The following is a 24,724-nucleotide window of genomic DNA, read 5'->3' on the forward strand; positions in this document are numbered from 1 at the left end:
TCAGTGGATGATGCCGCGCGGCAGAAATGCGAAAAAGTAGAAGGCGAACCAGATCGCCATCACGATCACCGTGGCGATGCCGGCCAGCGCGATCGCGCCGCGCGGACCGGCCGCGACGACGCGTTCGACTTCTTCGTCGGTCGGCGGGGCGGCGCTGTGCGGGTCGTTCGCTTTCATGTCGATGGTTCTCCTATGCGGCGCTTCGGTATGGCGCTTCGGTGCGGCGCCTCAGTGCAGCGGCGCCTTGCGCAACTCGTTGACCTCGTGGGCCGTGACCGGCAGGCCGTGATTGCCCCACGCCGTGCGGATGAACGTGACGACGGCGGCCGCCTCGGTGTCGTTCAACTCCTGGCCGAACGGCGGCATGCCGAACGGCTGCGGATTCTGTTTGGTGCCGGGCGGGAAGCCGCCGTTGAGCACGATGCGGATCGGATTGACGTTCGAGTCCATTTCGATCGATTGATTGCGCGCGAGCGGCGGGTAATGCGGCAACTGTCCCTCGCCGTTGTCGCCGTGGCAGATCGCGCATTTCTCCGCGTAGATCCGCTTGCCGAGTGCGAACACCGACGGGTCCGGCGTCACGCTCGGTCCGGTCTTGCGGCCGCCCTGGTCGGGCAGCGACTTCAGATAGACGGCCATCGCACGGACGTCTTCGTCGCTCAGATACTGCAGGCTGTGATAGGTGACCTCGGCCATCGGACCATAAACGGCGCCGCGCTTGGAGACCCCCGTGCGCAACAGATCGACGATGTCCTCGATGCTCCAGTCGCCGAGGCCGCCGTCCTTGTCCGAAGTCAGCGACGGCGCGTACCAGTTCTGCACCGGAATCAGCCCGCCCGCGAACTGCTCGCGCGGCGACGAACCGCCCAGCATGTTGATGCGCGTGTGGCACATCGTGCAGTGCCCGAGACCTTCGACCAGATATGCGCCGCGATTCCATTCGACCGATTTGGTCGGATCGGGCTGGAACTCACCCTCGCGGAAATACAGCGTGCGCCAGCCGTACAGCAGATCGCGCTGATTGAACGGAAAGCGCAGCGTGTGAGGGCGGTTCGGCTGACGTACCGGCTCGACGGTCTTCAGGAACGCGAAGATCGCGTTCGAATCCTCGCGCGTGACCTTGGTGTACTGGGCAATCGGCATCGCCGGATAGATCAGCGCGCCATCCGGCTTGCGGCCGGTGCGCATCATCTTGAAGAACGCTTCCTCGCTCCACGTGCCGATGCCGTACTGCGGGTCCGGCGTGATGTTCGGCGAGTACAGCGTGCCGAACGGCGTTTCCATCGCGAGGCCGCCGGCGAACAGCCGGCCGCGCGGCGCGGTGTGGCACGCAATGCAGTCGCCCGCGCGCGCCAGATATTCGCCGCGTCTGACGATCTCCGGGCGGGTGTCGGGGGCGCCTGCGGCCGTGGTTGCCGGGGCGGTCGTCTGCGCGCCTTGGGGCGCGGCGGTCGCGGCATGCGCGGTGGTCGCGAGCGGTGCGTGGACCAGCAGCGCGAGCGCGAGGCCGCCGATCGCAAGAACGCTAGCCATGCTTGCCGGGCGCAGCCAGCCGGACGGGCGAAGTGTCGGCTTCATTGCGGTTGGCTCCCGCAAGCGAGGGGCAGCCGCTCGGCGGATGCCGGTACTGGCCGGGGATCGGCGGGACGCGGCTGGCGCGCGAGCCAGTTCGATACCGCGGCGATGTCGTTGTCGTTCAGCTTGAGCGCGATCGTGTGCATGCAGTCCGGCGCGAGTGCGTGGCGGGTACCCGAGCGCCAGGTACCCATCTGTCCGGCGATGTAGCTCGCGTGCAAGCCGAGCAGGCCCGGAATGCCCGGCTGCGTGCCGGTCATGCGCGCGCCGTGACAGGCGATGCACGCCGGTATGCCGCGCGCCGGGTCGCCGTGCGTCACAAGCTTTTCACCGGCGGCGAGCAGCTTCGGCGACACGGCGGCGTGGTCGGATTCGGGGTAGGGCGGCTGCAAGGCCGCGAAATACTCGCTGATCTGACGCAGGTAGTCGTCGGGCAGGAATGCGAGCAGATAGCCCATCGGCGGGTAAGTGCGGCCGCCGTCGCGAAATGCGATCAGCTGATTGAACAGGTACTCGGCCGGTTTGCCGGCGATGCGCGGGAAGTAGTCGTTTTTGCGGCCCTGGCCCTGCTCGCCGTGACACGACGTGCAGGCGCGTACGCGCTGGTCCATCGACGGGGGCATCGCGCCGGACGCGTCGCTGGCCGCGAACGCCGCGCCGCTCCACAGCGCGTGAAGCGCGCACAGCACGAACAGAACCGCAGAGCCGATAGTTTTGCGATACACACCGGGCCTCGTTGGAGAACTTTCTTATCGCTCGATTTATATACCCGGTGCGCGTGTACGGATTGCCATATGAATCCGGAAATGACGCATCTCGGGACTACCTGCTTATAATTGACTTGCTATTAACCGCAATTCGAAACGGGCTTGTTCGGGACCGCGAACTACAGAAGCGCAATGATGATGCAATTGTCCGGCCAAAACTTTGATCTGCGACAATGATTCGCGCTGGATGCGCCTGGGGACGGCGACTTTCGGGCTGCAAGGAGCGACGCATGAGGCGCTGAAAACGCGCGGTAGCGAGTAGCAGCGTGCAACAATTTATCGGATGCGTCAATAGAGAATACAAAGGAAAACGGGCGTTCCGATAATCGCGGGTTTGCATGGATGCGGGCCCGTGCGCTCGGGTTTTTGTGGCCCGCAACTTATCGATCTCAATGCATCACGTGAATGTGATTATCTGATGTCGACCGATAAATTCTGCTGCGAATTTCATTTGCGCCTGTATTTGCGTCTCATTCGCGGGGCTTCACGTTTTGCGCAATCGACGGCGCGCGTCACGCGAAGAGCCGCACGAGCGCATCACGTGCATTGCTGACCAGTTCGCTTTCGCCCGGCCGCCGCGGCAGCAGATGAAACTCGATGGCGGGCAGGGGCGGCAAGCCGATGTTCGCGGCGCACGCCACCACGCCGCCGCCGAGCGACGATTCGTTCAGACAGGAAATGCCGAGCCCCGCCTTCAAGGCGAGCTGCAGGCCCGCGACGCCGGACGCCGAATGCGATACCACGTACGGTACCTTGTGTTCGTCGAGCAGCTTGACGACGAAGCGCTGCAACTGACACGTCGACGGCAGCAGCACCAGCTGATACGGCGCGGCGGGGCGGGTGGCGGCATCGGCGCAACTGGCCCAGAGCAGCTTTTCGCGCCGCACGACGATGCTCGCGGCACCGGCACCACCCGCACTGGCACCCGCGCTGCGTGCGCGCGGCTGGCCCGTGACGAGTCGCGCCGACAAACCGATGTCGAACGACGCGTGATCGTCCGCGCCGCTGTCGATCACCGCGCTCGGCAGCACCGTCACGTGCAGCTTCAGCCGCGGATGCTGCTCCGAGAACGTCTTGAGGATGCGCGCGATGTCGTGCGGACGGTAGTAATCGGTGATCGCGATGCGCAGCTCGCCGTCGAGCGAGCGGCCTTGCAGGTCGTCGAAAGCCGCTTCGCTCATCGCGATGATGCGGCGCGCGTGCTCGAGCAGACGCTCGCCCGCGGGCGTCGGGCTCACACCCTGCCGGCCGCGCACGAAAAGCGGCTGGCCGGCGCGCTCCTCGAGCTTCTTCAGCTGCTCGCTCACCGACGACTGCGACAGGAACACGCGTTCGGCGCCCGCCGACACGCCGCCCGATTCGGCGACGGCGACGAAGGTCCGCAACTGTGCAAGGTCGAAACCGCGCTGGCTCATGATTCGGTTTTTCCGATGATGACGATCTGAATTTCCGGCTTTTCCGATGGAAAGCCCAGCCGTAGCATACCCCCGAATGACACTCGGAGGGCGTGATGGAAAACGGATCGATAACAGCGTCGCGCGGCACCGGCGAACGCGGCGCGCAGCATCGCTGGAAGGTGCTGGGCGTGGGCTTTGCCGCGAATGCGAGCTTTTCGGCGGCATTTTCCGGGATTCCGACGACGGCGGTGTTCCTCCGCTCGGACTACCACCTCGGCAACCACGGGCTCGGACTCGTGCTCGGCATGCTCGGGCTTGGCATCGCGGTCAGCGAGTTGCCGTGGGGACTGCTGACCGACCGCTGGGGCGACCGTCGCGTGCTGCTGCTCGGCTTGCTTTCGACCGCGGCCGCGCTCGCCGGTCTCGCGTTGTTCGTGTCGCCGGGCGGCGTGCACGTGCCCGGCATCGTGGCGCTCGCGCTCGGGCTGCTGCTGGTCGGACTGCTGGGCGGTAGCGTCAACGGGTCGAGCGGCCGGGCGGTGATGGCGTGGTTTCGCGAAGGCGAGCGCGGCCTCGCGATGAGCATTCGCCAAACCGCCGTGCCGGCGGGCGGGGGAATCGGCGCACTGGTGCTGCCGGTGCTCGCCTCGCACTTCGGTTTCGCGAGCGCCTATGCGGCGCTGGCACTGGCGTGCGCGGTCACCGCATGGTTCGCGTGGCGCTGGTTGCATGAACCCGCGCCCGCGGACCCTACGTCGGCGGCCAAAGAAGCGCGCGCGACCGCGACGGCCCGTGCAGTGCCGGCCAGCGGGCGGAGCGTGGACGCCTCCAACGTCAGCGCGCCGCCGCGGTTGATTTCCCCGTTGCGCGACCTCGCGATCTGGCGTGTCGCGTTCGGGGCGGGCGCGCTGTGCGTGCCGCAGATCGCCGTGATCACGTTCGGTACGGTGTTCCTGCACGACTTCGGGCGTGCCGGCGTGTTCGCGATCAGCGCGACGATGGCCGCGGTGCAGACCGGTGCGGCCGTCGCACGGGTCTGGAGCGGCGCGTGGACCGACCGGCGCGGTAACCGTCGCGCGTATATGCGGACATGCAGTCTGCTCACCGCCGTGCTGTTCGTGCTGCTTGCGCTCGCAACCGGGCTGATCGGCATGCATCGCGCCGGGGCGGTCGCGGCGTTCGCGCTGATGATCGTGCTCGGTGGGGTCAGCGCATCGGCGTGGCACGGCGTCGCTTTCACCGAACTCGCGACGCTCGCCGGTACGCGCCGCGCCGGGACTGCGCTCGCGATGGGCAACACCTGCGTGTTCCTCACGCTGTTCTTGACGCCGCTCGCGATTCCGGCGCTGCTGTCGATCGGAGCATGGCCGCTGGTGTGGGCGGTGGCGAGCGCCTGCGCGTTGCTCGCGTTGCCGGTGTTCCCGCGCGCCGCGTCGACGCGTGCGATGCGCGCGACGCGTGCTTGTGATGCGGTGCGAGCCATGGGATCGGACAGCGCCCGCTGATTGCTTGGTAGAACTATGAATTGTCCCGATTCTTAAGCCGAATTAGGAGCGCTCCGATTGTCGTGAATTTGCGAGGGTGGTCAGATGGCTTTTCCGGCGCGTCGCTTGAGTGCCGCGACGCTGGTCGAGGCTGCCGGCTGCACAGCCCCGTGCATAGCCGTTCCCGCGCGCATTCCGACCATTCCTATAACGAGCGAGACTCATCGTGGCAAACCTTCGAATCATTCTGGCGGACGATCATCCGCTTGTCCTGCTTGGCCTGAAATCGACCCTGGAGGGGCACGAAGGTCTATCTGTCGTCGGCGAGGCGCAGATGCCCGCCGGGTTGATCGCACTGTTGCAGCACACGCCGTGCGACGTGCTCGTCATCGATCCTTCCATGACGGAGTCCGCCGGCGAAAATGACGGCGGAGTGGGCCTCATCCGGCGCATTCGTGGCGAGTGGCCGTCATTGCGCGTGGTCGTCGTGACCGCTCAGACGAACCCCGCGAGGTTGCGTGCCATCGTCGCCGATACCGCGGTCAGCATGCTCGGCAAAGCCGACTCGCTCGAGGAACTGCCGCAAGCCGTCTGCGACAGTGCGCGCGGAGCGCGCTACCTGGGTCGCTCGGTGGTGGAGACGCTCGCGCGTCCGGAGCCTGACAGCGAACTGTTCGTGCCGTCCCTGCTGTTGTCGAGGCGGCAGACCGACATCGTGCGCAGGCTGGTGAGCGGCGAGTCCATCGTGCAGATCGCGGCGGCGCTCGGCTGCCATCGCCGCACGGTGAGCCGTCAAAAGCGCATGGCAATGGCACGGCTCGGCGTCAACGACGACCCCGCGCTTTTTTCCTGTGTGCGCGCCGGCGACACGCACCTCCTCGAATCGGAAATCTAAGCATCAGGCAAACCGTTGCTCGGTCCATTTCAGAGCAATCCGAAGTTTGTCGCAAAAGAAATGCTCGACTATTGCTTGAGCGCCGGGCACACATAACAAGGTGTCGAGAAATGAAAGTATCGAGGAGCGCCAGACGATGAACCTCATGGCTGCATCAGGCACGCCTGTTCGAACGATCATTGCGGACGATCATCCGCTGGTTCTGCTGGCCATAGAAAATCTCATTGGCAATTGTCCCGGCCTGAAGGTGGTCGGCCGCGCGGCGGACGTCGCCGAACTGTTCATCGAAGTCGATCGCTGTCCTTGCGATATCGTGCTGATGGACCTTTATATGCCAGGAGGACACAACGACAACCGGTTCGACGTCGTCAGGCAGTTCAAGAGGCGCTATCCCAACGTGGCGCTCGTCATTCTGACAATGGAAACGGAGGCGGCGACGCTGCGCAAGGTGATGTCGCTCGGCGTGGATGGGCTACTGAGCAAACGTGATCGTATCGATCTGATCCACGTAGCGGTGGTCATGGCGCTGGCGCGCGAATGTTATGTCGGTCCAGCGGTACGCGCGATGCTTGCCGACGTCACGCTCACACAACGCCTCGACTTCGTGCGCGCCACGCTGTCTCGCCGCGAGTTCGAGGTATTTACGCAGTACGCGTCGGGACTCGGCGTCTCGGAAATCGCCAGGCGGCTGGGACGTAGTGTGAAGACGATCAGCGCGCAGAAGTGCATGGCTATGCGCAAGCTGTCGCTGAACAGCGACGCCGAACTGTTTCGCTTCGCTGTCGAGTATGGCGTAGTGCCAGAAGGGCTTGGTCAGGTTCGCTAACCGGGCGGCAACATGCCGCGCAGGTGCGCGACGAATATATCGGCATAACCAGGGGACACGTTTCGTGCGGTATGCCGATCGACAACATAAGAAAGTCACGGAAAAGAATGGCAAACAAGATTCACGTCGTCGTGGCGGATGATCACGACTCCATTCGAGCGGGCGTCCGATCTCTGCTGCGGAACAAGCCCAATATCGAAATCGTCGGCGAAGCCGCCGACACCTATGGCCTTGCGAAGCTGCTCGATGCCTGCGTATGCGACGTCGTCGTGTCGGACATTGGCATGCCGGGACTCGACGGAGATACCAGCGCGGTGCCGCTGTTGCGTCGGCTGCTCAGGCGCACGCCGCATCCCCACGTGGTCGTGCTGACTATGATCGGGCGCGCGCATGTGTTGACCGGCTTGCGCAATATCGGTGTGACTGGAATCGTCGACAAGCGCGACGCCGTGGACGCTTTGATCGACGCAATCGAAGCCGTTGCCGCCGGGGGCACCCATCTATCTGAGCAGGTTCGGGCCGCACTCGCGGCTGCGGAGCCTGCGCCGCCCCGGCGCGGTGGTGCGATGAGCGCGCGCGAGTGGGAGGTGTTTCAACTCTATGTACGGGGCCTCGCCGTGCACGAGATCGCCACACGCTTGCAACGTAGCGACAAAACCATCAGCACGCAAAAGCGCAGCGCGATGCGCAAGCTCGGACTGGAAACAGAGGCAGACCTGATCAGCTACGCCACTCAGATTGGGCTGATATGACGTGCTGCGATGGTCACAAATTCCTGTTTTCGAAAGCTTTGAGGTGGCCAGTATCAGACTTATCCGATTGGCATGGCGTAGGGGGCTCCCAATAATTCTGGCCGCCGCCGGTTATTGCGCGCCTTGCGCCGCAACTGCTGCCGTGGCTAGTTCGTGATCCGGTTACCAATGGATCAGGGGAATCCGGTGCAGAGGTCTTCGCGCGATCGTCTGGTGTCTGTGCCTCGTACTTGACGGAAGGGATAGAAATGGTTGCGCTAGGCAAGCGATTGTGGAGCGAGGGTGTGGGTACGGCATGGCTGGTGTTCGTCGGCTGCGGCAGTACGGTGCTGGACACCACGGGCGTGCTGCAGGCCAGCGGTGCGTTGCAAATGTCGTTGGCGTTCGGTCTTGCTCTCGCTACCGGCAGCTATGCCTTCGGCAAGATTTCCGGCGCGCATTTCAATCCTGCCGTCACCGTCGGACTCACGGTCGCGCAGCGCTTTCCCGTGCGTGATGTGTTGCCCTATTTCGCCGCGCAAATCGCGGGCGCGATCGGCGCCGGCGCGCTTCTCGCCTACCTCGCCAGCGGCCGGCCCGGTTTCGATCTCGCCGCGAGTGAATTCGCGGCGAACGGCTACGGCGCACATTCGCCCGCCGACTATCCACTGCATTCGGCGCTGGTCGTGGAATTCGTGCTGACGTTCGTGTTTGTCGGGGCATGCCTGCTGGTCGTCGCTCGAAAAGAGGTGGCAACGGTTGCGCCGTTCGTCACCGGCGCATGTTTGATGCTCGTCTACCTGGTGTCCATTCCGGTCACCAATGGAACGGTCAATCCCGCCCGCTCGACCGCGCAGGCGCTATTCGTCGGCAACTGGGCGCTGGATCAGTTATGGCTGTTCTGGGCGGCGCCGTTGGCCGGCGCAATCGCGGCTGGCGTCCTGTTTGCGTTTCTGGACGGCCGAGCCGATTCGTCCCCGGTATCGGTGGTGGACGGGCCGGGTGACGTTTCGTGAGCGAGGGACGGTACCCATCAATTCCGGTAGGTGCGGGTTCTCAAGGCGAGGCAGCGCCTACATCGGGGCTGAGCTGTCTATTGCGGTGTCTGTGGCCGCGCTTGCCGCGCCACTCAATGGTGTGTTGGCTCGCATCCTGTCTGCTGGCGGCTACCCATGTGCTCTGCATAGCCGCGCCTGCCGGCGCTGAGTCAGCGTCGTCGGTCATCTCCGCGGTACGAACCGTCTCTTCCGCGTCGTCACCCGATGCATTCCCTGCCAGACTGACCGTCGGCATACTCGAAGGCGGCTGGCCCCCATTCGACATCCCGCAGGACGGCCGGCTCGCCGGCGTCAGCGGCGACCTGTTGCGCGCTCTCGTCGGGCCGAACGTCGTGATCGAGACGAAGCGTTTTCCCGATATGGCGACATTGACCGCCGCGGCCTGCGCTGGCGACGTCGACCTGCTGACGAGCACCGCACGCACGCCAGAGCGGGAGCGCTGCCTCAGCTTTACGGCTCCGTACTTCCACTCGTTCGCCTCGGCCGTTGTGCGTCGCGATGACGCCCGTTATGTGAACCCCGCCGACGTCGCTGGGGCGCGCATCGCGATCGAGCGTGGCTTTGCGCGTGAGCGGCTGTTGCGCGCTGGCTTTCCGCGCGCGAGGATCGTGTCGTTCGCGAGCACGCACGAAGCGCTGAACGCGCTACTGCACGGCGATGCCGACGTGTACTTCGGCTTCACACCGGTCGTGCAATACCAACTGGCGACCAACGCGTATCGCAGCCTGCGCGTAGCGTTCGAGCAAGGCGGCAAGGCGCTCGACCTGCGCTTTGCCATCTCGCCCCGCCAACCTGCTTTGCGCGATCAACTGAACCGCGCGCTCGTGTCGATGAACCCCGCCGAGGCCGCCGCGATCCGCGCGCGCTGGCTGTCCGGCAACTTCCACGCGGCGCCCGCGCCGGATGCGCCACGCTTCACGTTGACGCCGGAAGAAACGAACTGGCTGCGTTCGCTGCCGCCGTTGCAGATCGGCTTCGACAACGACTGGGCGCCGTTCAGCTATGTTGATGCCGCCGGCCGCTCCGTCGGTCTGACCGCCGATTACCTCGCGTACCTGAGCAGCACGCTCGGTGTCGTGTTCAACCGCGCTCACATGGACGACTGGGCCGCCACCGTCGAAGCGTTCCAGCGCGGCGAGCTCGCGATGCTGTCGTCCACGTCGAGTCGCAATGCGCTTCTCGTAGGCGCTGACCATAGCCGTGTGTACGAGAGCGATCCGCTGGTGATCGTCGGGCGCAGCGGCACACCGCCCTCATGCTCGTTCAACGACATCACGTCGTGCCGCGTCGTGATGTCGCCGCACGTAGCCGGCTCGGTGCCGCTCGCGTTGGCGGCGGTGCCGGTCGATCACATCGTCGTAGCGGCGAGCCTGGGCGATGCGCTACGCATGGTCGCGAGCGGCGAGGCCGACGTGCTGGTCGGCAACGCCGCCGCGATCAACGTGCAATTGCGGCAGCACTACGTAGGCGCGCTCAGGGTGCTCGACTCGCTCGGCGAATCCGACTCGTTGTATTTTGCGGTGCGCGAGGATCTGAGCCCGCTCGTCAAGCTGATCGATCGCGCGTTGCAGGCGATGCCGGCAGCCGAAAAGCAGCGCATCCGGCGTAAGTGGGTAAGTCCCGCCGCGCCGGACAACGCGATCTGGAGCGTGACTGCGCTGCGGCTGCTGCCGGTGCTGATCGGTATCGGCGTCGTGCTGCTTGTCACGTTGCGTGCGTACGTGCTGCTGCAACGCGAAGTCCGGCTGTGTCAGCGGACCGAGCGCGAACTCGCACTGCAACTGAATTTCCAGGAAACGATGATGAAGATGGTGCCGTATCCGCTCATCGCGAAAGGCCTGGACGGACGGTACATCGCGATCAACGAGGCCTATGAGAAAGCGTGCGGGCTGGATCGCAAGGACGTGCTCGGGCGTACGACGGTCGAGGTCGGCACATGGGGCGACGCAAACAGCCGCGTGCTCGACGACGTGACGCGCGAGATCCTGCGCGGCGGCGGCATCGCGAAAGTCGAACTCCAGTTCGAGGACGGCGCTGGCGAGTCGCGGCATGGGATTTTCTGGACCAGCGTCTGCGAAGGCAGCGATCGGCAGCCGGCGTACGTGCTCGGCACGATGGTCGACATCACCGACATCCGGCGCGCCGAAATGCGCGCGCGCGAAACCGAACGGCGCCTGTTCGACGTCACGCGCTCGTTGCCGGCCGTTGTGTTCCAGTTGCGGCGCTCGCCGGCCGGCGCGTATTCATTCCCGTACATCGGCGGCGACACGCGGCAACTGCTCGGCGAAGGTGATTCGCGTGGGGAGGCGCGAGTCGACTTCCAGCGTGTGTCGGAGTCGGATCGGCCGCTCGTTCTTGCCGAACTCGAGCGTTCCGCGAAGTGGGCTACTCCGGTGCATACGGAGTTCCGTCTGGAAAGCGCCGGTCAGCCAAGGTGGATGCGGGCCGAGCTGGTGCCGAGGCGTGAAGCCGACGGCAGCGTCGTTTGGAGCGGCTATTGGGTCGATGCGAGCGTCGAGCGCGCGCGCTCGGAGGAGCTTGCGCGAGCACGCGACGTGGCCGAGGCGGCCTCCCGCGCGAAGGACAACTTCTTCGCGATGATGAGCCACGAGATCCGCACCCCGATGAACGGCGTGCTGGGGCTCGTCGAAGTGCTCGAGCGCACGCCGCTCAGTACCGATCAGAGCGAAATGCTCGGCATGATCAACGAGTCGGCGGGCGCGCTGCTGCAAATCCTCGATGATCTGCTCGATTATTCGAAGATCGAGGCAGGGCGACTCACGCTAGAAGCCGAGCCGATCGATCTACGCGAGCTCGTCGACAACGCAGTCGGCCTGCTCGCGGGGCGCGCCCACGAAAAAGGGCTGAGAGTGCGCGTTGAGATCGCGGCCGAAGCCGCCGCGACGCTTCGTGGCGACAGCGTGCGTCTGCGCCAGATCCTGTTCAACCTGCTCGGCAATGCGATCAAGTTCACGCCGAAGGGGGAGGTGGGTGTGAAGGTGGCGGTGGTCGAAGAGCGCGCGGACTCGCAGACGTTGGAGCTGACCGTGCAGGACACCGGCATCGGCATCGCACCGGATCTGCAGGCGGGTCTGTTCGAGCCGTTCGTGCAGGCGGAATCGTCCACCACGAGGCGATTCGGCGGCACGGGGCTTGGGCTGACGATCTGCCGCAAGCTGATCGACCTGATGAACGGCACCCTGACGCTGCACAGCGAACCTGGCCACGGCACGAGCATGATCGCGCGGCTGACGATGCCGGTCGTCGAGCGGTGCTATTCGGCCAACGGTCTGTGCGCAAAGCGAGCCGTGGTGATCACGCAGGATCCGCGCATAGGCCGAGCCCTCGCACACTTTGGCGAGGCGCTCGGGCTCGAACTGCGTAGCCTCGCGCCCACTGCGGCGACACTGGGCAAAAGCGCTGCGCTGAGTCGCGCAGATCTGCTGTTCGTGGGCGAGGACGTCGCGTTGCCCGTGCATATCGGTGCAAATACGCGCGTCGTCACACTGACCGAAAAACCGAAGCCGACGGGTTACCGCATCCTCGACGACAAGGTGCGCGTGAGCATCAATCCAATTTCGTGGCGCGGCCTCGGCGCTGCATGCGCGGCCGCGCTGGCGGGGCTGCCGTCGATGTCCCCGATGGCGTCGCGAGCGGTAGGCGTGCCGTTCACGACCGATGGCGTCGCGCCGCCGCCGGATCGTGAACGCGCGATCGCGAGTGGGCAGCTGATCCTTGTCGCCGAAGATCACCCGGTCAATCAGGAGCTGATCCGCCATCAACTCGCCCTGCTGGGTTTCGCATGCGACGTCGCGAACGACGGCGTCGAAGCGCTCGCCGCGTTGGAGCGCTCGAGCTATGGCTGTCTGATCACGGACTGTCACATGCCGAACCTTTCCGGCTACGAACTGACCCGCCGTATCCGCGAAGCGGAGGCACTGCGCGGCGGTGCGCAGCGTCTGCCGATACTCGGAATCACCGCGAATACCGCGCCCGACGATCTGAGTCTGTGCCGCGAAGCCGGCATGGACGACAGTCTGATCAAGCCGACCCGGCTCGCCACGTTGCGCGATCACCTGAGCCGCTGGTTTGGCAGCGACAACGTTCAGCACCCCGCGCTGGCGCAAACATCCAGTCGCGAGTCGTCCACGCCGGCCGGCGATCGGCCGGCCATGTCGCGCGTCGGTGCTGAGCCGTTCGTGCCGGTCGAACTCGCACACATGATCCACCTATGGGGAAGCGAGTCGACGGTCAAGGCGTTGCTCGGTTCATTCGTCTCGTCGATGCGCGACGACATCGAAGCGCTTGCGACGTTACTCGAACGCGCGGACGTGCGGCGGGTGCACGAGTGGCTGCATCGGGTGACGGGGGCGGCGAGTGTGCTGCAGTATCCTCCGCTCGTTAGGGCGCTCGAAGCCTATCGCCGCGACATTGTCGCGAACTCATCCGAGCAGTTGCGTGATGAGGGGCATGCACTGATCCGCCAATGCGAGGCTTTGCTCGATGGCATTGAACGGCAGGCCGCCTTGCTCGCCTAGCCAGAGGCGCGCCGTGACCGCGCGCAAAGACACGGGCGATTCAAACCAGCCGCGGCCAAAATTCGGGACGAAAAAAAACGCGGCCGAAGCCGCGTTAAAGATTTGGAGACGCCTTCGATGAAGGAGTCACTTCTCGCAAGCAGAAGCATACCAGGAATGACGTCATTTATTCATTACAAATCGCGCAATTTAGTTTTTGATTAAATCGATTAAAACGGTCTCTGAATACGCATTTGCCTGAATTTTAGGCGGTTCTGGCGAACCGCTGTGCGCATTGCGCACTTTGCACCATTAGCCCTTCCGCTTTAACCACAATCGATTCGAGTTAAAGCGGCCCCGCACAAGCCACCATCCCAGCCTCACCGGCTTCAAATGATTTTGCACTAGTATGTGGAAGCTCCGCACGGCCCGCACTCGCGCCGCGGCGGCGCGTCAATGTCCGGAGAAGACCATGATTTCGCTGAGAAAATTAAATCTGGCCGTGGTGTTGTGGGTGCTTGCATCGGGCGTAGCATTTGCGGATACGGTCACGTTAAAGGCGGATCTCGAGCCGTCGAGCGAAGTGCCACCACGCGTGAGTCACGGGCACGGCATGCTGAATGCGACTTTCGACACGTCCACCCAATCGCTACAGTGGACCGTTACCTACGAGGGCTTGAGCGGTCCGGCAACCGCTGCGCATTTCCAGGGTCCTGCACCCGTTGGCCAGAACGCGAAGGTCCAGGTGCCGATCGAGAAGAGCGGGCTCGCGAGTCCGATCAAAGGCACCGCGAAGCTGACCGAGCAACAGGTCACGGATCTGATGGCGGGCCAGTGGTACTTCAATGTTCATACCGCGCAGAATCCGACGGGCGAAATTCGCGGGCAGGTTTTGCCGACGAACTAGACGCGGCCTTCGTGAGCCGCGCGCGCGTGCCGTGACCCGCGGGCGGCATCACGCGATTAGAAGCTGCCACCCAACGGCGCCCCCGCCAACGCACGTACCATGATGGGACTTCAGCGAAGGAGCATGCCCCAATGAGCTGGCAAAGCGCGCTCGCGTGCTGGTACTTGCGCCGGCAGTTCCGGCCCGAAACTCTCAAACCGATCAACGTCGAACGGGCGCGCGCGCTGACGTCGAAACGCGTGTGGTCGCCGCGCGTGCCACGCGGCTGGCATCTGCGCGAGACGTATGGCGCAACCGACGCGCCGCTCGTCGGCGAATGGCTGGAGCGCGCGGACGGCGGCACGGCCGGCGGCGCGGAGACTACGGTGCTGTATTGCCACGGCGGTGGCTACTACTTCTGCTCGCCGCGCACGCATCGGTCGCTGACGTTCGCTCTCGCGCCGCGCGCCGATGCACGGATTTTCTCTCTCGACTACCGCCTCGCCCCCGAACATCGCTTCCCGGCCGCGCTCGACGACGCCACCGCCGGCTATCGCCAGTTGCTCGCGATGGGCATCGCGCCGAGCTCGATCGTGATCGCCGGCGACTCGGCCGGCGGCGGTCTCGCGCTCGCCACGCTGGTCGCGCTGCGTGACGCCGGAGCGCCGATGCCCGCGGGCGGCCTGCTGTTTTCGCCGTGGACCGATCTGGCGACGACCGGCGCAAGCCTGCGCACCAACGACAGCGTCGATCCGATGTTCTGCGGCGCGTCGATCGAGCGCGCGGCCAAGGTCTATCTGGGCGACGCGTCGCCCACGGATCCGTACGCGTCGCCGGTCTACGCGGACCTGCACGGTTTGCCGCCGCTATTGCTGCAGGCGGGCAGCACCGAGGTGCTGCTCGACGACTCGCGCCGTGTCGCCGACAACGCGCATGCGGCAGGAGTCGATTGCGAATGCGAGGTGTGGAAAAACCTGCCGCACGTGTGGCCGATGTTCGCGCCGTTCATGCCGGAGGCGAACCGCGCGCTCGATCGCGCGGCCGCGTTCGTGCGCCGCGCGACGAGCCGCGCCGCGAATCGGGCTCAGGCGTCGAGCGTGACGTCGAGCGTCCGGTAGACGGCTTCGATCGTTTGCTGGCCGTATCGCCGCTCGAGCCGCCGCACGGTGAAGTGTCCGTGCGCGACCTGCTGGAAGTGATCGATAAACACGGTATTGACCATCGCGCCGAGCACCGCGCCGATCGCCGGAATCGATTTGGCCGCGATCTGCTCGCTGACCTGCACCGAAAAACGCGCGGCGATCGCGTTCAGCAGCCGCAGCAGCGCCGCCGAGCCGTGGGTCGTGAAGCCCTTGCTGGCCACTTCCGACGACGCTTTCGACACCGCCTGCGCTAGCGCGCCGCGCATGAAGAAGTAGCCGAGGTCGGCGTCGTCGTCCTCGCTCGAAGTGCCGCCCATGCCAAGTACGGTCAGGCATTGCAGCTGCGCGTCGACCGAGTTCAGGTCCTCGCCCTCGCTGCGCGCGATGTCGCAGATCGAGCGGAACATCAGCGTGGTCGTGACCGGCAGCTCGACGGGCAACGCGACCAATCCGAACGCGCCGCCGGCCGCGCCGGTGGTCGCCACCGCGAACTTGTGCAGCAGGTTGTTCGGCTTGTCGGGCGCCAGCAGCTTCGCCTCGTCGCGCCGGCCGAGCGTGCGCAGCGCGATCGACAGACATTTGCGCAACGCGGCCTGCGTCACGTCGGACACTTTTTCGTTGGCGAACGCGGGGATGCGCGACAGCAGCTTTTCGATCGGCGCGCCGACGACGCTCGCGAGCTTCATCGTGAGCGCGGGACTTTCGAGCTGGTGTTTGGCGCGCCGCAGCGCGGCGAGGTCCTGCTCCGATAAGGATGGTGCTGCGAGCAAACTCGGCTGCATGGGCCTCCCTGGCATGTCGTGTCGTGGGTACTGCGAGTCAGTCTACCTACGCGTTGCAAGACGCGTTCCGTCCCGCTTGGAGCGTCGGGTCATGGTATGATTCCCAATCTTTTGACACGTCAACTTTTGCTCCATCAAAAATGGCTGTCCATACCGCCGCCCACCATTCGAGTGGGCAAGTTTTACCGTTCCGCGAATCCCTGCTGGCCATGCTCGGCATCTCGTTCGTCACGATGCTGGTCGCGCTCGACCAGACCGTGGTCGGCACCGCGCTGCCCACCATCGTGTCCGAACTCCGCGGCTTCGAACTGTACGCGTGGGTCGCGACCTCGTATCTGTTGACCTCGGTGATCACCGTGCCGATCTTCGGGCGGCTCGGCGATTACTACGGGCGCAAGCCGTTCGTGATTGCGTCGATCGTCGTGTTTACCGGCGCCTCGGTGCTGTGCGGCGCGGCCAACAGCATGCTGTTTCTGGTGCTCGCGCGCGGCTTGCAGGGCATCGGCGGCGGCATGCTGGTCGGCACCGCGTTCGCATGTATTCCCGATCTGTTCCCCGATTCCGTCGTGCGGCTGCGCTGGCAGGTGCTGATGAGTTCGGCGTTCGGCATCGCGAATGCGGTTGGGCCTTCGCTCGGCGGTTTTCTGACGCAGTACTACGGCTGGCGTTCGGTGTTCTACGTGAATCTGCCGGTCGGGCTGCTGTCGCTGTTTTTCGTGTGGCGTTTCCTGCCGCATTTGCGGCACGTCGAGCATACCGGCAAAATGCGGCTCGACTGGCCCGGCGCGCTGCTGATCGCGATCGCGCTCGGCTCGCTGCAGCTGTTCGTCGAATTGCTGCCGAAGCACGGCATCACGTTGAGCGCGTTCGCGCTGCTCGGGCTGAGCGTCGCGTCGGCCATCTCGCTGTGGAAATGGGAACAGCGCTGCCCGACCGCGATCCTGCCGGTCGATATGTTCCGTAACCGCAGTCTCGCCGCACTGTTCACGCTGGCCGTGCTCGGCGGCTTCACGATGTTCTCGCTGCTGTTCTACGCGCCGCTGCTGTTCCAGGGCGGCTTCGGCATGTCGCCGAAAGAGGCGGGTATCGTGATCACGCCGCTCGTCGTGTTCATCACGATCGGCAGTATCGCGAACGGGCGCATCGTGTCGCGGGTGAAGAATCCGAACCTGATGCTGTACGTCGGCTTTGCAATGATCGCGCTGTCGTGCCTTGGCATCGTCGTCGCGACCCGGTCGATGCAGCAGTGGGTGCTGATGTCGTTCATGGTAGTCGGTGGTCTCGGGCTCGGTTTCGTGATGCCGAACCTGACGATCTTCGCGCAGCAGACCGCGGGCCGCGAACACCTCGGCATCGCGACCGCGCTGCTGCAGTCGCTGCGAATGATCGGCGGCATGATCGGCACGGCGCTGACCGGCACGCTCGTGACCCACATGTACCGGAGCGGCGTGCGCAGTGCGCTCGAAGGCGCGGGCGCGTCGCACTGGTTCGCCGATCTCGGCGATCCGCAGATCCTGATCAACCGCGATGCGCAAACCACGCTCGTCGACCAGTTGACGCACGCGGGCCACAACGGCGCGATGCTGCTCGAAAGCGCGCGTGAGGCGCTGGTCGGGGCGATTCATCTGGGGCTCGCGATGGCCGCGGTGATCGCCGTCGTGTCGGTGTGGCAAACCCGCCGCGTGCCGCCGGTCAAGCTACAGCGCAAGCTCGAGCCGGTAATTCACGCAGACTGATTTTTTTTGGACTTGGTGTTGGACAGGCAGATTATGGAAGAACAGGACCGCGTCGCCGTCATGCAGCAATTTGGTCGCACGTATCGGGCGTTCATGTCGGCATTCGAGGCCCAGGTGGGGCATCCGTTGCCACGCTGGCGCATTCTGCTCGCCCTGCGCGAGCAGGAAGGCGAGTCGTCGCAGAAGCGGCTGGTCGAGCGGCTGCGCGTCGATCCGGGCGCACTCACGCGACAGCTGAAGGCGCTCGAAGGCATGGGCTGGATCGCGCGCAGCATGGATACGCGCGATAACCGCGTGACCAACGTGCGCCTGACCGAAGCGGGCCACGCCGCGACCGAGGCAAGCCTGCCCCGCCGCAATGCGTTCTTGCACGACACGATGTCCGCGTTGCCGGATGACGCGCTGGCGGCATTGTCGAGCGCGCTGAAAATGCTGGAGACGCGCATCGGCGAAGTGACGGCCAATGCGAGCGCAGCGGCCGTGGCCACCGCGGTGGCGCAGGAGACCGCCGGCGACGAGGCGGCACAACGCGTGTAATCGTTAGTCCGCGCGTGGCGATAAAAAAGGCTGTGAGCCCAAGGGCGCACAGCCTTTTTTTATGGTCGAAAAGATCGCGCTCCAGCCAGCGCAGCGCATCCAATCCAATCAGAAGAACGTCTCGATCACTTCCTTCACGCGATACTGCGGATCGACGACCAGCACCTGCTTCCACTTGTCGAACGTCAGGCACGGGTGGGAGATGTCGAACGCGATCATGTCGCCCACTTTCAGATCGGCGCCGGCGGGAATCCGCAGATACGCGTGCTGATCCATCAGACCGAAAATCTCCCAGCCCTCGCTCGCGGCGATGTCGCGCGGCGCCTCGTTGCCCGGCCGATAGTGGCGCGCCGGCTCCGGCATGCCCGCGTCGAACGCGGAGTCGCGTTTGCCGAGGCCGATGATCGCGCGATCCGGCTCGGGAATCGACTGCACGTACGCCCACAATTGCAGCGCCGGCAGCAACCCTTCGCCCATTTTCTTCGCGACCGGATTGCGCTTGAAGATGTCGGTCTGCGCCTTGCGATAGATGCCGACGTCGTGCGTTAGATAGCAGCCCGGGCGCAGCACGACCTCGACCTTGCCGGTTTGCGTCGCCTGCGCGAACTCTTCGGCGACTACGTCGTACCACGCCGATCCCGCACCCGATAGCACCGCCGGCGAGCGCGCGAAACGCCCTTGCTCGACGAGTTCGCGCGTGACCGCGACCGCGCCTTGCAGAAAAGCGCGCACCTCGGCTTCTTCCTTCAGCACGCCTTCGTACAGTTCGACGCCCGCGAGCTTCAGCACCTCCGGATAGCGCGCGATCGCGTCCAGCACCGCGTTGCGCTGCGCTTCATCGCGCACGCCGGTGCGTCCGCCCGGCACGCCGAGTTCGAGCAGCACCTGCAGCGGCTTCTTCACCGACGTGAAGAATTCGCCGAGCTGTTCGGCACCTTCGGCCGAATCGACGAGGCAGAAGAATTCGAAATCCGGATCGCTGAGCAGTTCGGCGATCATTATCATGTTGTGGCGGCCGACCAGCTGATTCGCCATCAGGACGCGCGACACGCCGCCGTGGTACGCCGCCCGCACCTGGTGGGCGGTGGCGAGCGTGATGCCCCACGCGCCGGTTTCGAGCTGACGGCGAAACAGTTGCGGCGCCATCGTGGTCTTACCGTGCGGCGCGAGCTTGACGCCGTATTCGGCGACGAACGCCTGCATCCACTTCAGGTTGTGCTCGACGCGGTCTTCGTACAGCACGGCGGCCGGCAAGCTCACGTCCTCGGCGAGCAGGTTCCACTCCAGGCGCGCGGCGTCCGTCAGCTGGACGCTCGAGCCCGGAACCATGCCCAAGCCCTTGCTATAAGGATCAATCGTCGCGCCCTGATAGTTTGTAACTTTCATGTCTCCGTGCTCCATCGTCCAGTTAAATTGAATCGGATTTGACTTTACCATGTTACCGAAAGTACGATGTCTGGAGAAATGTTATTTAGTACCACGGTTTTCGAAGGGCGCCGGAAAGGGCCGCGAAAGCCGTGCTGCGAACCCCTCCGCCCGCCATGAACACCAGCGCCGAACCGCTCGCTTTTGACATCGTCGCACGCATCGCCGAATGCGCGCCGGAGTTGCGTTCGGCCGAGCGCAAGGTCGCCGCGCTGATCCTCGACGATCTCACCGGCGCGTCGCGCGCGAGCATCGGCGCGCTCGCGCAGCAGGCCGAGGTCAGCATTGCGACCGTCACGCGCTTCGCGAAGGCGGTCGGTTGCCGCGACGTGCGCGAACTGAAGCTGCGGCTCGCGCAGGCGGCCGCGGTCGGTCAGCGTTTTCTCGAGCGCGATGTAGCAAGCGGCGCCCCCGAACCGATCGCGACGCGCGTTTTCGACGAGCTGCAAACGGCGCTCGCGCACAACCACCAGCTGCTGCGCCAGGCGCCGCTCGCCGAAGCGGCAACCGCATTGCGCCACGCGCGCATGATCTACGTGTTCGGCATGGGCGGCGGCTCGACCGCGCTCGCCGACGAAATGCGCTTCAGGCTCGTGCGTCTAGGCCGCCCGGTCGCGACCTATCAGGACGGGTTGTTGCAGCGCATGGTCGCAAGCACGGTATCGCGCGAGTGCGTGGTGATCGCGCTGTCCACCACCGGACGGGTGCCCGAGATGGTCGAGAACTGCCGAATCGCGCGCAGCTACGGCGCGACGGTGGTCGCGCTGACCGCGCCCGCGTCGCCGTTGGCGAAGCTCGCCGACTGGCTGATCCCGATCGTCGCGTTCGAAACCGATTTCATTTACAAGCCGTCGTCATCCCGTTACGCGATGATGATGGCGCTCGATGTGCTCGTCACCGAACTTGCCGTCAGTCAGGGCGACGAGAGCCGCGAATTGCTGCGCCGCATGAAGCACGCGCTCGACGCGCACCGCGGCGGCGGCGATCGACAACCGTTAGGAGATTGATCCATGCATTCGCATCCTGAAGCTGCGGACACGCTGATCGTCGGCGCGCAGCTGTACGACGGCACGGGCGCGCCGCCCGTCGAGCGCGACGTGGCGATCCGCGACGGGCGCATCGCCGCGATCGGCAATCTGTCGAACTGGCTCGCCGAAGAGGTGATCGAGGCCGAGGGGCGCGCGCTCGCGCCGGGCTTCATCGACGTGCACACGCACGACGACACGCATGTGATCCGCTCACCGCAAATGCTGCCGAAGATCACCCAGGGCGTGACGACGGTGATCGTCGGCAATTGCGGGATCAGCGCGTCGCCGGTGTCGCTGAAGGGCGATCCGCCCGATCCGATGAACCTGCTCGGCGAGCGCGACGCGTTCCAGTACCCGACCTTCGCCGACTATGTGACCGCGGTGAACGCCGCGCGGCCGGCGGTGAACGTCGGCGCGCTGATCGGCCACACGGCGTTGCGCAGTAACCAGATGGACCGGCTCGATCGCGCGGCGACTGCCCAGGAAATCGACGGCATGCGCACGCAGCTGGAGGAAGCGCTCGCGCACGGCGCGCTGGGCTTGAGCTCCGGGCTCGCATACGGTTCGGCGTTCGCCGCGCCGACCGAGGAAGTGATGGCGCTCGCCGAGCCGCTCGCGGCCGCGGGCGCGCTGTACACGACCCACATGCGCACCGAGTTCGACGCGATTCTCGATGCGATGGACGAAGCCTACCGGGTCGGTCGTCATGCGCACGTGCCGGTGATCATCTCGCATCTGAAGTGCGCGGGGCCGTCGAACTGGGGGCGCAGCGTCGAGGTGCTGAAATCGCTCGAAGGCGCGCGCGGCGGGCAGCCGGTCGGTTGCGACTGCTATCCGTACAACCGCAGCTCGTCGACGCTCGATCTGAAGCAGGTGACGGGCGACATCGACATCACGATCACGTGGTCCGAGCCGCATCCGGAGATGGCCGGCAAGCTGATCCAGGACATCGCGGCGGAGTGGGGCGTTTCGCAGCAGGAAGCGGGCAAGCGCCTGCAACCGGCGGGCGCGGTCTATCACAACATGTCCGAAGACGACGTGCGGCGCATCCTGTCGCATCCGGCGACGATGGTCGGCTCGGACGGCCTGCCGAACGATCCGCTGCCGCATCCGCGGCTGTGGGGCGCGTTTCCGCGCGTGCTCGGCCACTACGTGCGCGATGCCGCTCTGTTGCCGCTCGAAGAGGCGGTGCGCAAGATGACGAGCCTGTCCGCGCGCCGCTTCGGTCTCGCGCAGCGCGGCGAAGTGCATATCGGCTATCACGCCGACCTCGTGCTGTTCGATCCGTCGAAAGTGCTCGACGTGGCGACTTTCGACAAGCCGCAGCAGCCCGCTGCCGGCATCGACGCGGTATGGGTCAACGGCGTGCTGACGTATCGCGATGGCGCGGTGACGGGCGAGCGGGCCGGCCGGTTCGTCACGCGCGGCGCGCCGTCGAAGGGCGATGCGCAGGGCGCGTTCTGATTTTTTATCGATTGAATGTGGCACGCGCGGCGAGGGCGCCGCGCAGGTGCCCGACTTTTTGAGGAGTGTGACGATGAAGCGATTTGGCGTGGAAGGCGGAAAGGGAACGGGCGGTCAGGTGATGCCGTTCGCGCGTGCGGTCGAGGCGGACGGCTGGCTGTTCGTGTCGGGCCAGACGCCGATGGAAAACGGCGAAGTGATCAACGGCGGCATCGTCGAGCAATCGCACAAGGCGATTCAGAACGTGTTCGCGATCCTGAAGGAAGCGGGCTACGGTGCCGAGCACGTCGTGCGCTGCGGCGTGTGGCTCGACGATCCGCGCGATTTCGCGTCGTTCAACAAGGTGTTTCGCGAGTACTTTGGTGAGAATCCGCCGGCGCGCGCGTGCGTGGTGTCGTCGATGGTGATCGACTGCAAGGTCGAGGTGGATTGCGTCGCTTATAAGAAGCCGGCGGCCTGAGCGCTTTAATGGCTTGATGTGACGAGGGCGCCGCAGGCTGTGATGGCCTGCGGCGCCCTCGTCGCGTTTACCGCTGGGTTTCGCCGCGCTTGCGCGCGCGTTGCCGTTACTGCCGCGCGAGCCGCATGTTGTCCGGCATCGGCAGGTTGTAGTTGGTGCGGAACGGGTTGATGTCGAGCCCGCCGCGGCGCGTGTAGCGCGCATACACCGCAAGCTTCAGCGGTTTGCACATCTTCATGATGTCGACGAAGATCCGCTCGACGCATTGCTCGTGAAAGCCGGTGTGATTGCGGTACGAGATGATGTAGCGCAACAGGCCCGCGTGATCGATTTGCGGGCCGGCGTAGTGGATCTGCAAGCTGCCCCAGTCCGGCTGACCGGTCACCGGGCAATTCGACTTCAGCAGGTTCGAGAACAGCGTTTCCTCGACCGGCGCCTCGTTGTGCGCCGCGCTCAACAGCGACGCGTCCGGCTGATAGGCGCTCGCCTCGAGTTCGAGCCTATCGAGCGACAGGCCTTCGAATTCTTCCATTTTCAGCTTGCCGAATTCGTGCGGTGTGCTCAGATGCACCGACACCGTCGCGCCGCACGACGCGGACACGTCGCGCTTGATCGTGTCGCGTACGCTCTCGGTCGATTCGAAAGCGGTTTGCGCGAACGAGCCGAGGTACAGCTTGAACGATTTCGATTCGACGATGTTCGGCGAGTCGGCCGGCACGAAGAACGTCGCGACCGCGATCTGCGGCTTGCCGCGCGGGTTCAGCCATGACAGCTCGTAGGCGTTCCAGATATCGGTGCCGAAAAACGGCAGCCGCGCGGTGATGCCGATCGCCTCGCGCGCATTGCTGCGCGCAATCGGAAACAGCAGCGTCGGATCGTATTGTTCGGTGTAAGTCGAGGACTTACCGAGCGGGGATTGTTCGGGTGTCATGATGCGTTCACGATGCCACTCAGCACGTGCCCGGTCGCCGTTACGACGCGGGCCGATTCGCAGTGGCCGATCTGGTCGTCGAAGAAAAAGTCGGGCTCGAACTCGCGCAAAAATGCGCTCTTGTCGAGGCCGCCGAGGAACATCGCTTCGTCGATTTCGATGTTCCATGCCATCAGGGTGCGGATCGCGCGCTCATGCGCGGGCGCGGAGCGTGCCGTCACCAGCGCCGTGCGAATGCGCATCGGCGCGGCTGCACCCGCGAGGTTTTGCAGCCGGTGCAATGCTTCGAGCAGCGGCTTGAGCGGTCCGTCCGCGAGCGGCAGATGCTTGTTGTCGATCTCATGACCGACGAACGCGCGCAAGCCGTCCGTCTGGAAGATGCGTTCCGCTTCGTCGGAAAACAGGACCGCGTCGCCGTCAAAGGCAATGCGGATTTCGTCCGGGTACTTGCTCGCCATTTTCGCCGATTCCGGCAATACGCGTGCGGCCGGGAAACCGGCGGCGAGCGCATCGCGCACGTCCTGCTGATTCGCCGACAGAAACAGCGACGCGTTCAGCGGCTTCAGATAACCGAACGGCGCGCGACCGCGCGTGAACACGCCGCGCTCGATCGTGAGGCCGTGTTCGCGGCACGAGTGAAACGCACGCAGGCCGCTGATCGGATCGCTGCGCGACAGGATCACCACTTCGACGCGATGACCGCCGGCATTCAGCGCGAGCAGCTTGCGAATCAGCGGAAACGCGACGCCCGGTTTCGCGGGCACGTTCAGGCGCTCGCGCTGCAACGCTTCGTAGGCCTTCAGGTCGCCCGCCTCGTAGACGCGGTTCTCTTCCTCGAAGTCGAACAGCGCGCGCGACGAGATTGCGACCACCAGTTTGTCGACGAGCGAAAGCGCCATCGTTGCGTTCTGTCCGGAGAGATCAGGCGAGGAAGAGGCGGTAGACCGGGTTCTTCGTTTCTTCCCAGCACTGGTAGCCGAGCGTTTCGATGAAGCGCTCGAACGCCGCGTGATCGCTCTCGGGCACCTGAATGCCGACCAGAATCGAGCTATAGTCCGCGCCCTGGTTGCGATAGTGGAACAG

At 65.0% G+C, this 24,724-nt stretch carries 21 protein-coding genes and 1 pseudogene; 13 read left to right on the top strand and 9 right to left on the bottom strand.

Annotated features, from left to right (window positions below):
- From EVC45_RS45810 to EVC45_RS30875, 4 genes are all read right to left on the bottom strand, one after another.
- Positions 1–177, bottom strand: a complete 177-nt coding sequence (locus EVC45_RS45810) for a hypothetical protein (RefSeq protein WP_168991561.1) — start codon at positions 175–177, stop codon at positions 1–3.
- Between the two features lie 51 nt (positions 178–228).
- The gene (locus EVC45_RS30865) at positions 229–1,578 is read right to left on the bottom strand and encodes a cytochrome c (protein ID WP_129961955.1); all 1,350 of its coding nucleotides are present in this window, start codon (positions 1,576–1,578) and stop codon (positions 229–231) included.
- Positions 1,575–2,300, bottom strand: a complete 726-nt coding sequence (locus EVC45_RS30870) for a c-type cytochrome (RefSeq protein WP_129961956.1) — start codon at positions 2,298–2,300, stop codon at positions 1,575–1,577. Before EVC45_RS30870 ends, EVC45_RS30865 begins: the two co-directional genes overlap by 4 nt.
- 554 nt (positions 2,301–2,854) lie before the next feature.
- A complete protein-coding gene (locus tag EVC45_RS30875) occupies positions 2,855–3,757 on the bottom strand; it encodes a LysR family transcriptional regulator (RefSeq protein WP_129961957.1) in 903 nt (300 codons plus the stop codon).
- A gap of 95 nt (positions 3,758–3,852) precedes the next feature.
- On the opposite strand from EVC45_RS30875, the gene EVC45_RS30880 reads away from it, so the two are divergent.
- The 8 genes from EVC45_RS30880 (at position 3,853) to EVC45_RS30920 (ending at position 15,254) form a co-directional block, all read left to right on the top strand.
- Positions 3,853–5,244: an MFS transporter gene (locus EVC45_RS30880; protein WP_129961958.1), complete on the top strand. Its 1,392-nt coding sequence runs from the start codon at positions 3,853–3,855 to the stop codon at positions 5,242–5,244.
- A 205-nt stretch (positions 5,245–5,449) separates the two neighbouring features.
- Positions 5,450–6,118, top strand: coding sequence for a response regulator transcription factor (locus EVC45_RS30885; protein ID WP_129961959.1), 669 nt, complete (start codon positions 5,450–5,452; stop codon positions 6,116–6,118).
- A gap of 136 nt (positions 6,119–6,254) precedes the next feature.
- Positions 6,255–6,944: a response regulator transcription factor gene (locus EVC45_RS30890; RefSeq protein WP_129961960.1), complete on the top strand. Its 690-nt coding sequence runs from the start codon at positions 6,255–6,257 to the stop codon at positions 6,942–6,944.
- A gap of 107 nt (positions 6,945–7,051) precedes the next feature.
- A complete protein-coding gene (locus EVC45_RS30895; RefSeq protein ID WP_129961979.1) occupies positions 7,052–7,696 on the top strand; it encodes a response regulator transcription factor in 645 nt (214 codons plus the stop codon).
- 248 nt (positions 7,697–7,944) lie between these two features.
- Positions 7,945–8,691 (top strand): aquaporin Z, encoded by a 747-nt coding sequence (gene aqpZ, locus EVC45_RS30900; protein WP_129961961.1) that lies wholly within the window; start codon positions 7,945–7,947, stop codon positions 8,689–8,691.
- 116 nt (positions 8,692–8,807) lie between these two features.
- Positions 8,808–13,271, top strand: coding sequence for an ATP-binding protein (locus EVC45_RS30910; protein ID WP_211193501.1), 4,464 nt, complete (start codon positions 8,808–8,810; stop codon positions 13,269–13,271).
- Between the two features lie 451 nt (positions 13,272–13,722).
- Entirely contained in the window at positions 13,723–14,157 is a 435-nt protein-coding gene (locus tag EVC45_RS30915) for a CHRD domain-containing protein (RefSeq protein ID WP_129961963.1), read from the top strand.
- Between the two features lie 131 nt (positions 14,158–14,288).
- Complete coding sequence (locus EVC45_RS30920) at positions 14,289–15,254, top strand: alpha/beta hydrolase (protein ID WP_129961964.1); 966 nt, start codon at positions 14,289–14,291, stop codon at positions 15,252–15,254.
- Here the strand turns inward: EVC45_RS30920 and EVC45_RS30925 are convergent.
- Positions 15,221–16,060, bottom strand: a complete 840-nt coding sequence (locus EVC45_RS30925; protein ID WP_129961965.1) for an EcsC family protein — start codon at positions 16,058–16,060, stop codon at positions 15,221–15,223. The two genes, EVC45_RS30920 and EVC45_RS30925, sit on opposite strands and share 34 nt — an antisense overlap.
- Positions 16,061–16,200: 140 nt before the next feature.
- Between EVC45_RS30925 and EVC45_RS30930 the strand changes: the two genes are divergently transcribed.
- Positions 16,201–17,796, top strand: coding sequence for an MFS transporter (locus tag EVC45_RS30930; protein ID WP_129961966.1), 1,596 nt, complete (start codon positions 16,201–16,203; stop codon positions 17,794–17,796).
- A gap of 33 nt (positions 17,797–17,829) precedes the next feature.
- Positions 17,830–18,333, top strand: a complete 504-nt coding sequence (locus tag EVC45_RS30935; protein ID WP_129961981.1) for a MarR family winged helix-turn-helix transcriptional regulator — start codon at positions 17,830–17,832, stop codon at positions 18,331–18,333.
- Between the two features lie 108 nt (positions 18,334–18,441).
- Here the strand turns inward: EVC45_RS30935 and EVC45_RS30940 are convergent, their stop codons facing one another.
- Positions 18,442–19,719, bottom strand: a complete 1,278-nt coding sequence (locus EVC45_RS30940) for an amino acid deaminase (RefSeq protein WP_129961967.1) — start codon at positions 19,717–19,719, stop codon at positions 18,442–18,444.
- 155 nt (positions 19,720–19,874) lie between these two features.
- On the opposite strand from EVC45_RS30940, the gene EVC45_RS30945 reads away from it, so the two are divergent.
- From EVC45_RS30945 to EVC45_RS30955, 3 genes are all read left to right on the top strand, one after another.
- Positions 19,875–20,765 carry a MurR/RpiR family transcriptional regulator gene (locus EVC45_RS30945; protein ID WP_129961982.1) on the top strand — a complete coding sequence of 297 codons (891 nt, stop codon included), beginning with the start codon at positions 19,875–19,877 and terminating at the stop codon, positions 20,763–20,765.
- 3 nt (positions 20,766–20,768) lie between these two features.
- Positions 20,769–22,250: an amidohydrolase family protein gene (locus EVC45_RS30950; protein ID WP_129961968.1), complete on the top strand. Its 1,482-nt coding sequence runs from the start codon at positions 20,769–20,771 to the stop codon at positions 22,248–22,250.
- Positions 22,251–22,323: 73 nt separating this feature from the next.
- A complete protein-coding gene (locus EVC45_RS30955) occupies positions 22,324–22,710 on the top strand; it encodes a RidA family protein (RefSeq protein ID WP_129961969.1) in 387 nt (128 codons plus the stop codon).
- 106 nt (positions 22,711–22,816) lie between these two features.
- Here the strand turns inward: EVC45_RS30955 and queF are convergent, their stop codons facing one another.
- The 3 genes and pseudogenes from queF to EVC45_RS30970 form a co-directional block, all read right to left on the bottom strand.
- Positions 22,817–23,641 (bottom strand): NADPH-dependent 7-cyano-7-deazaguanine reductase QueF, encoded by an 825-nt coding sequence (gene queF, locus EVC45_RS30960; RefSeq protein ID WP_129961970.1) that lies wholly within the window; start codon positions 23,639–23,641, stop codon positions 22,817–22,819.
- Positions 23,638–24,540 carry a 5'-nucleotidase gene (locus tag EVC45_RS30965; RefSeq protein WP_129961971.1) on the bottom strand — a complete coding sequence of 301 codons (903 nt, stop codon included), beginning with the start codon at positions 24,538–24,540 and terminating at the stop codon, positions 23,638–23,640. Before EVC45_RS30965 ends, queF begins: the two co-directional genes overlap by 4 nt.
- Positions 24,541–24,562: 22 nt before the next feature.
- Positions 24,563–24,724, bottom strand: a pseudogene (locus tag EVC45_RS30970) (threonine ammonia-lyase, biosynthetic); the annotation flags it as partial.

This window comes from Paraburkholderia sp. UYCP14C, assembly GCF_004197395.1.
Taxonomy (GTDB): domain Bacteria; phylum Pseudomonadota; class Gammaproteobacteria; order Burkholderiales; family Burkholderiaceae; genus Paraburkholderia.

Bases quoted from the DNA above. Each gene is read 5' to 3' on its own strand.
- EVC45_RS45810 (WP_168991561.1), bottom strand. From the start codon at position 177: ATGAAAGCGAACGACCCGCACAGCGCCGCCCCGCCGACCGACGAAGAA.
- EVC45_RS30865 (WP_129961955.1), bottom strand. From the start codon at position 1,578: ATGAAGCCGACACTTCGCCCGTCCGGCTGGCTGCGCCCGGCAAGCATG.
- EVC45_RS30875 (WP_129961957.1), bottom strand. From the start codon at position 3,757: ATGAGCCAGCGCGGTTTCGACCTTGCACAGTTGCGGACCTTCGTCGCC.
- EVC45_RS30880 (WP_129961958.1), top strand. From the start codon at position 3,853: ATGGAAAACGGATCGATAACAGCGTCGCGCGGCACCGGCGAACGCGGC.
- EVC45_RS30890 (WP_129961960.1), top strand. From the start codon at position 6,255: ATGAACCTCATGGCTGCATCAGGCACGCCTGTTCGAACGATCATTGCG.
- EVC45_RS30895 (WP_129961979.1), top strand. From the start codon at position 7,052: ATGGCAAACAAGATTCACGTCGTCGTGGCGGATGATCACGACTCCATT.
- aqpZ (WP_129961961.1), top strand. From the start codon at position 7,945: ATGGTTGCGCTAGGCAAGCGATTGTGGAGCGAGGGTGTGGGTACGGCA.
- EVC45_RS30910 (WP_211193501.1), top strand. From the start codon at position 8,808: ATGGTGTGTTGGCTCGCATCCTGTCTGCTGGCGGCTACCCATGTGCTC.
- EVC45_RS30915 (WP_129961963.1), top strand. From the start codon at position 13,723: ATGATTTCGCTGAGAAAATTAAATCTGGCCGTGGTGTTGTGGGTGCTT.
- EVC45_RS30920 (WP_129961964.1), top strand. From the start codon at position 14,289: ATGAGCTGGCAAAGCGCGCTCGCGTGCTGGTACTTGCGCCGGCAGTTC.
- EVC45_RS30925 (WP_129961965.1), bottom strand. From the start codon at position 16,060: ATGCAGCCGAGTTTGCTCGCAGCACCATCCTTATCGGAGCAGGACCTC.
- EVC45_RS30930 (WP_129961966.1), top strand. From the start codon at position 16,201: ATGGCTGTCCATACCGCCGCCCACCATTCGAGTGGGCAAGTTTTACCG.
- EVC45_RS30935 (WP_129961981.1), top strand. From the start codon at position 17,830: ATGGAAGAACAGGACCGCGTCGCCGTCATGCAGCAATTTGGTCGCACG.
- EVC45_RS30940 (WP_129961967.1), bottom strand. From the start codon at position 19,719: ATGAAAGTTACAAACTATCAGGGCGCGACGATTGATCCTTATAGCAAG.
- EVC45_RS30945 (WP_129961982.1), top strand. From the start codon at position 19,875: ATGAACACCAGCGCCGAACCGCTCGCTTTTGACATCGTCGCACGCATC.
- EVC45_RS30950 (WP_129961968.1), top strand. From the start codon at position 20,769: ATGCATTCGCATCCTGAAGCTGCGGACACGCTGATCGTCGGCGCGCAG.
- EVC45_RS30955 (WP_129961969.1), top strand. From the start codon at position 22,324: ATGAAGCGATTTGGCGTGGAAGGCGGAAAGGGAACGGGCGGTCAGGTG.
- queF (WP_129961970.1), bottom strand. From the start codon at position 23,641: ATGACACCCGAACAATCCCCGCTCGGTAAGTCCTCGACTTACACCGAA.
- EVC45_RS30965 (WP_129961971.1), bottom strand. From the start codon at position 24,540: ATGGCGCTTTCGCTCGTCGACAAACTGGTGGTCGCAATCTCGTCGCGC.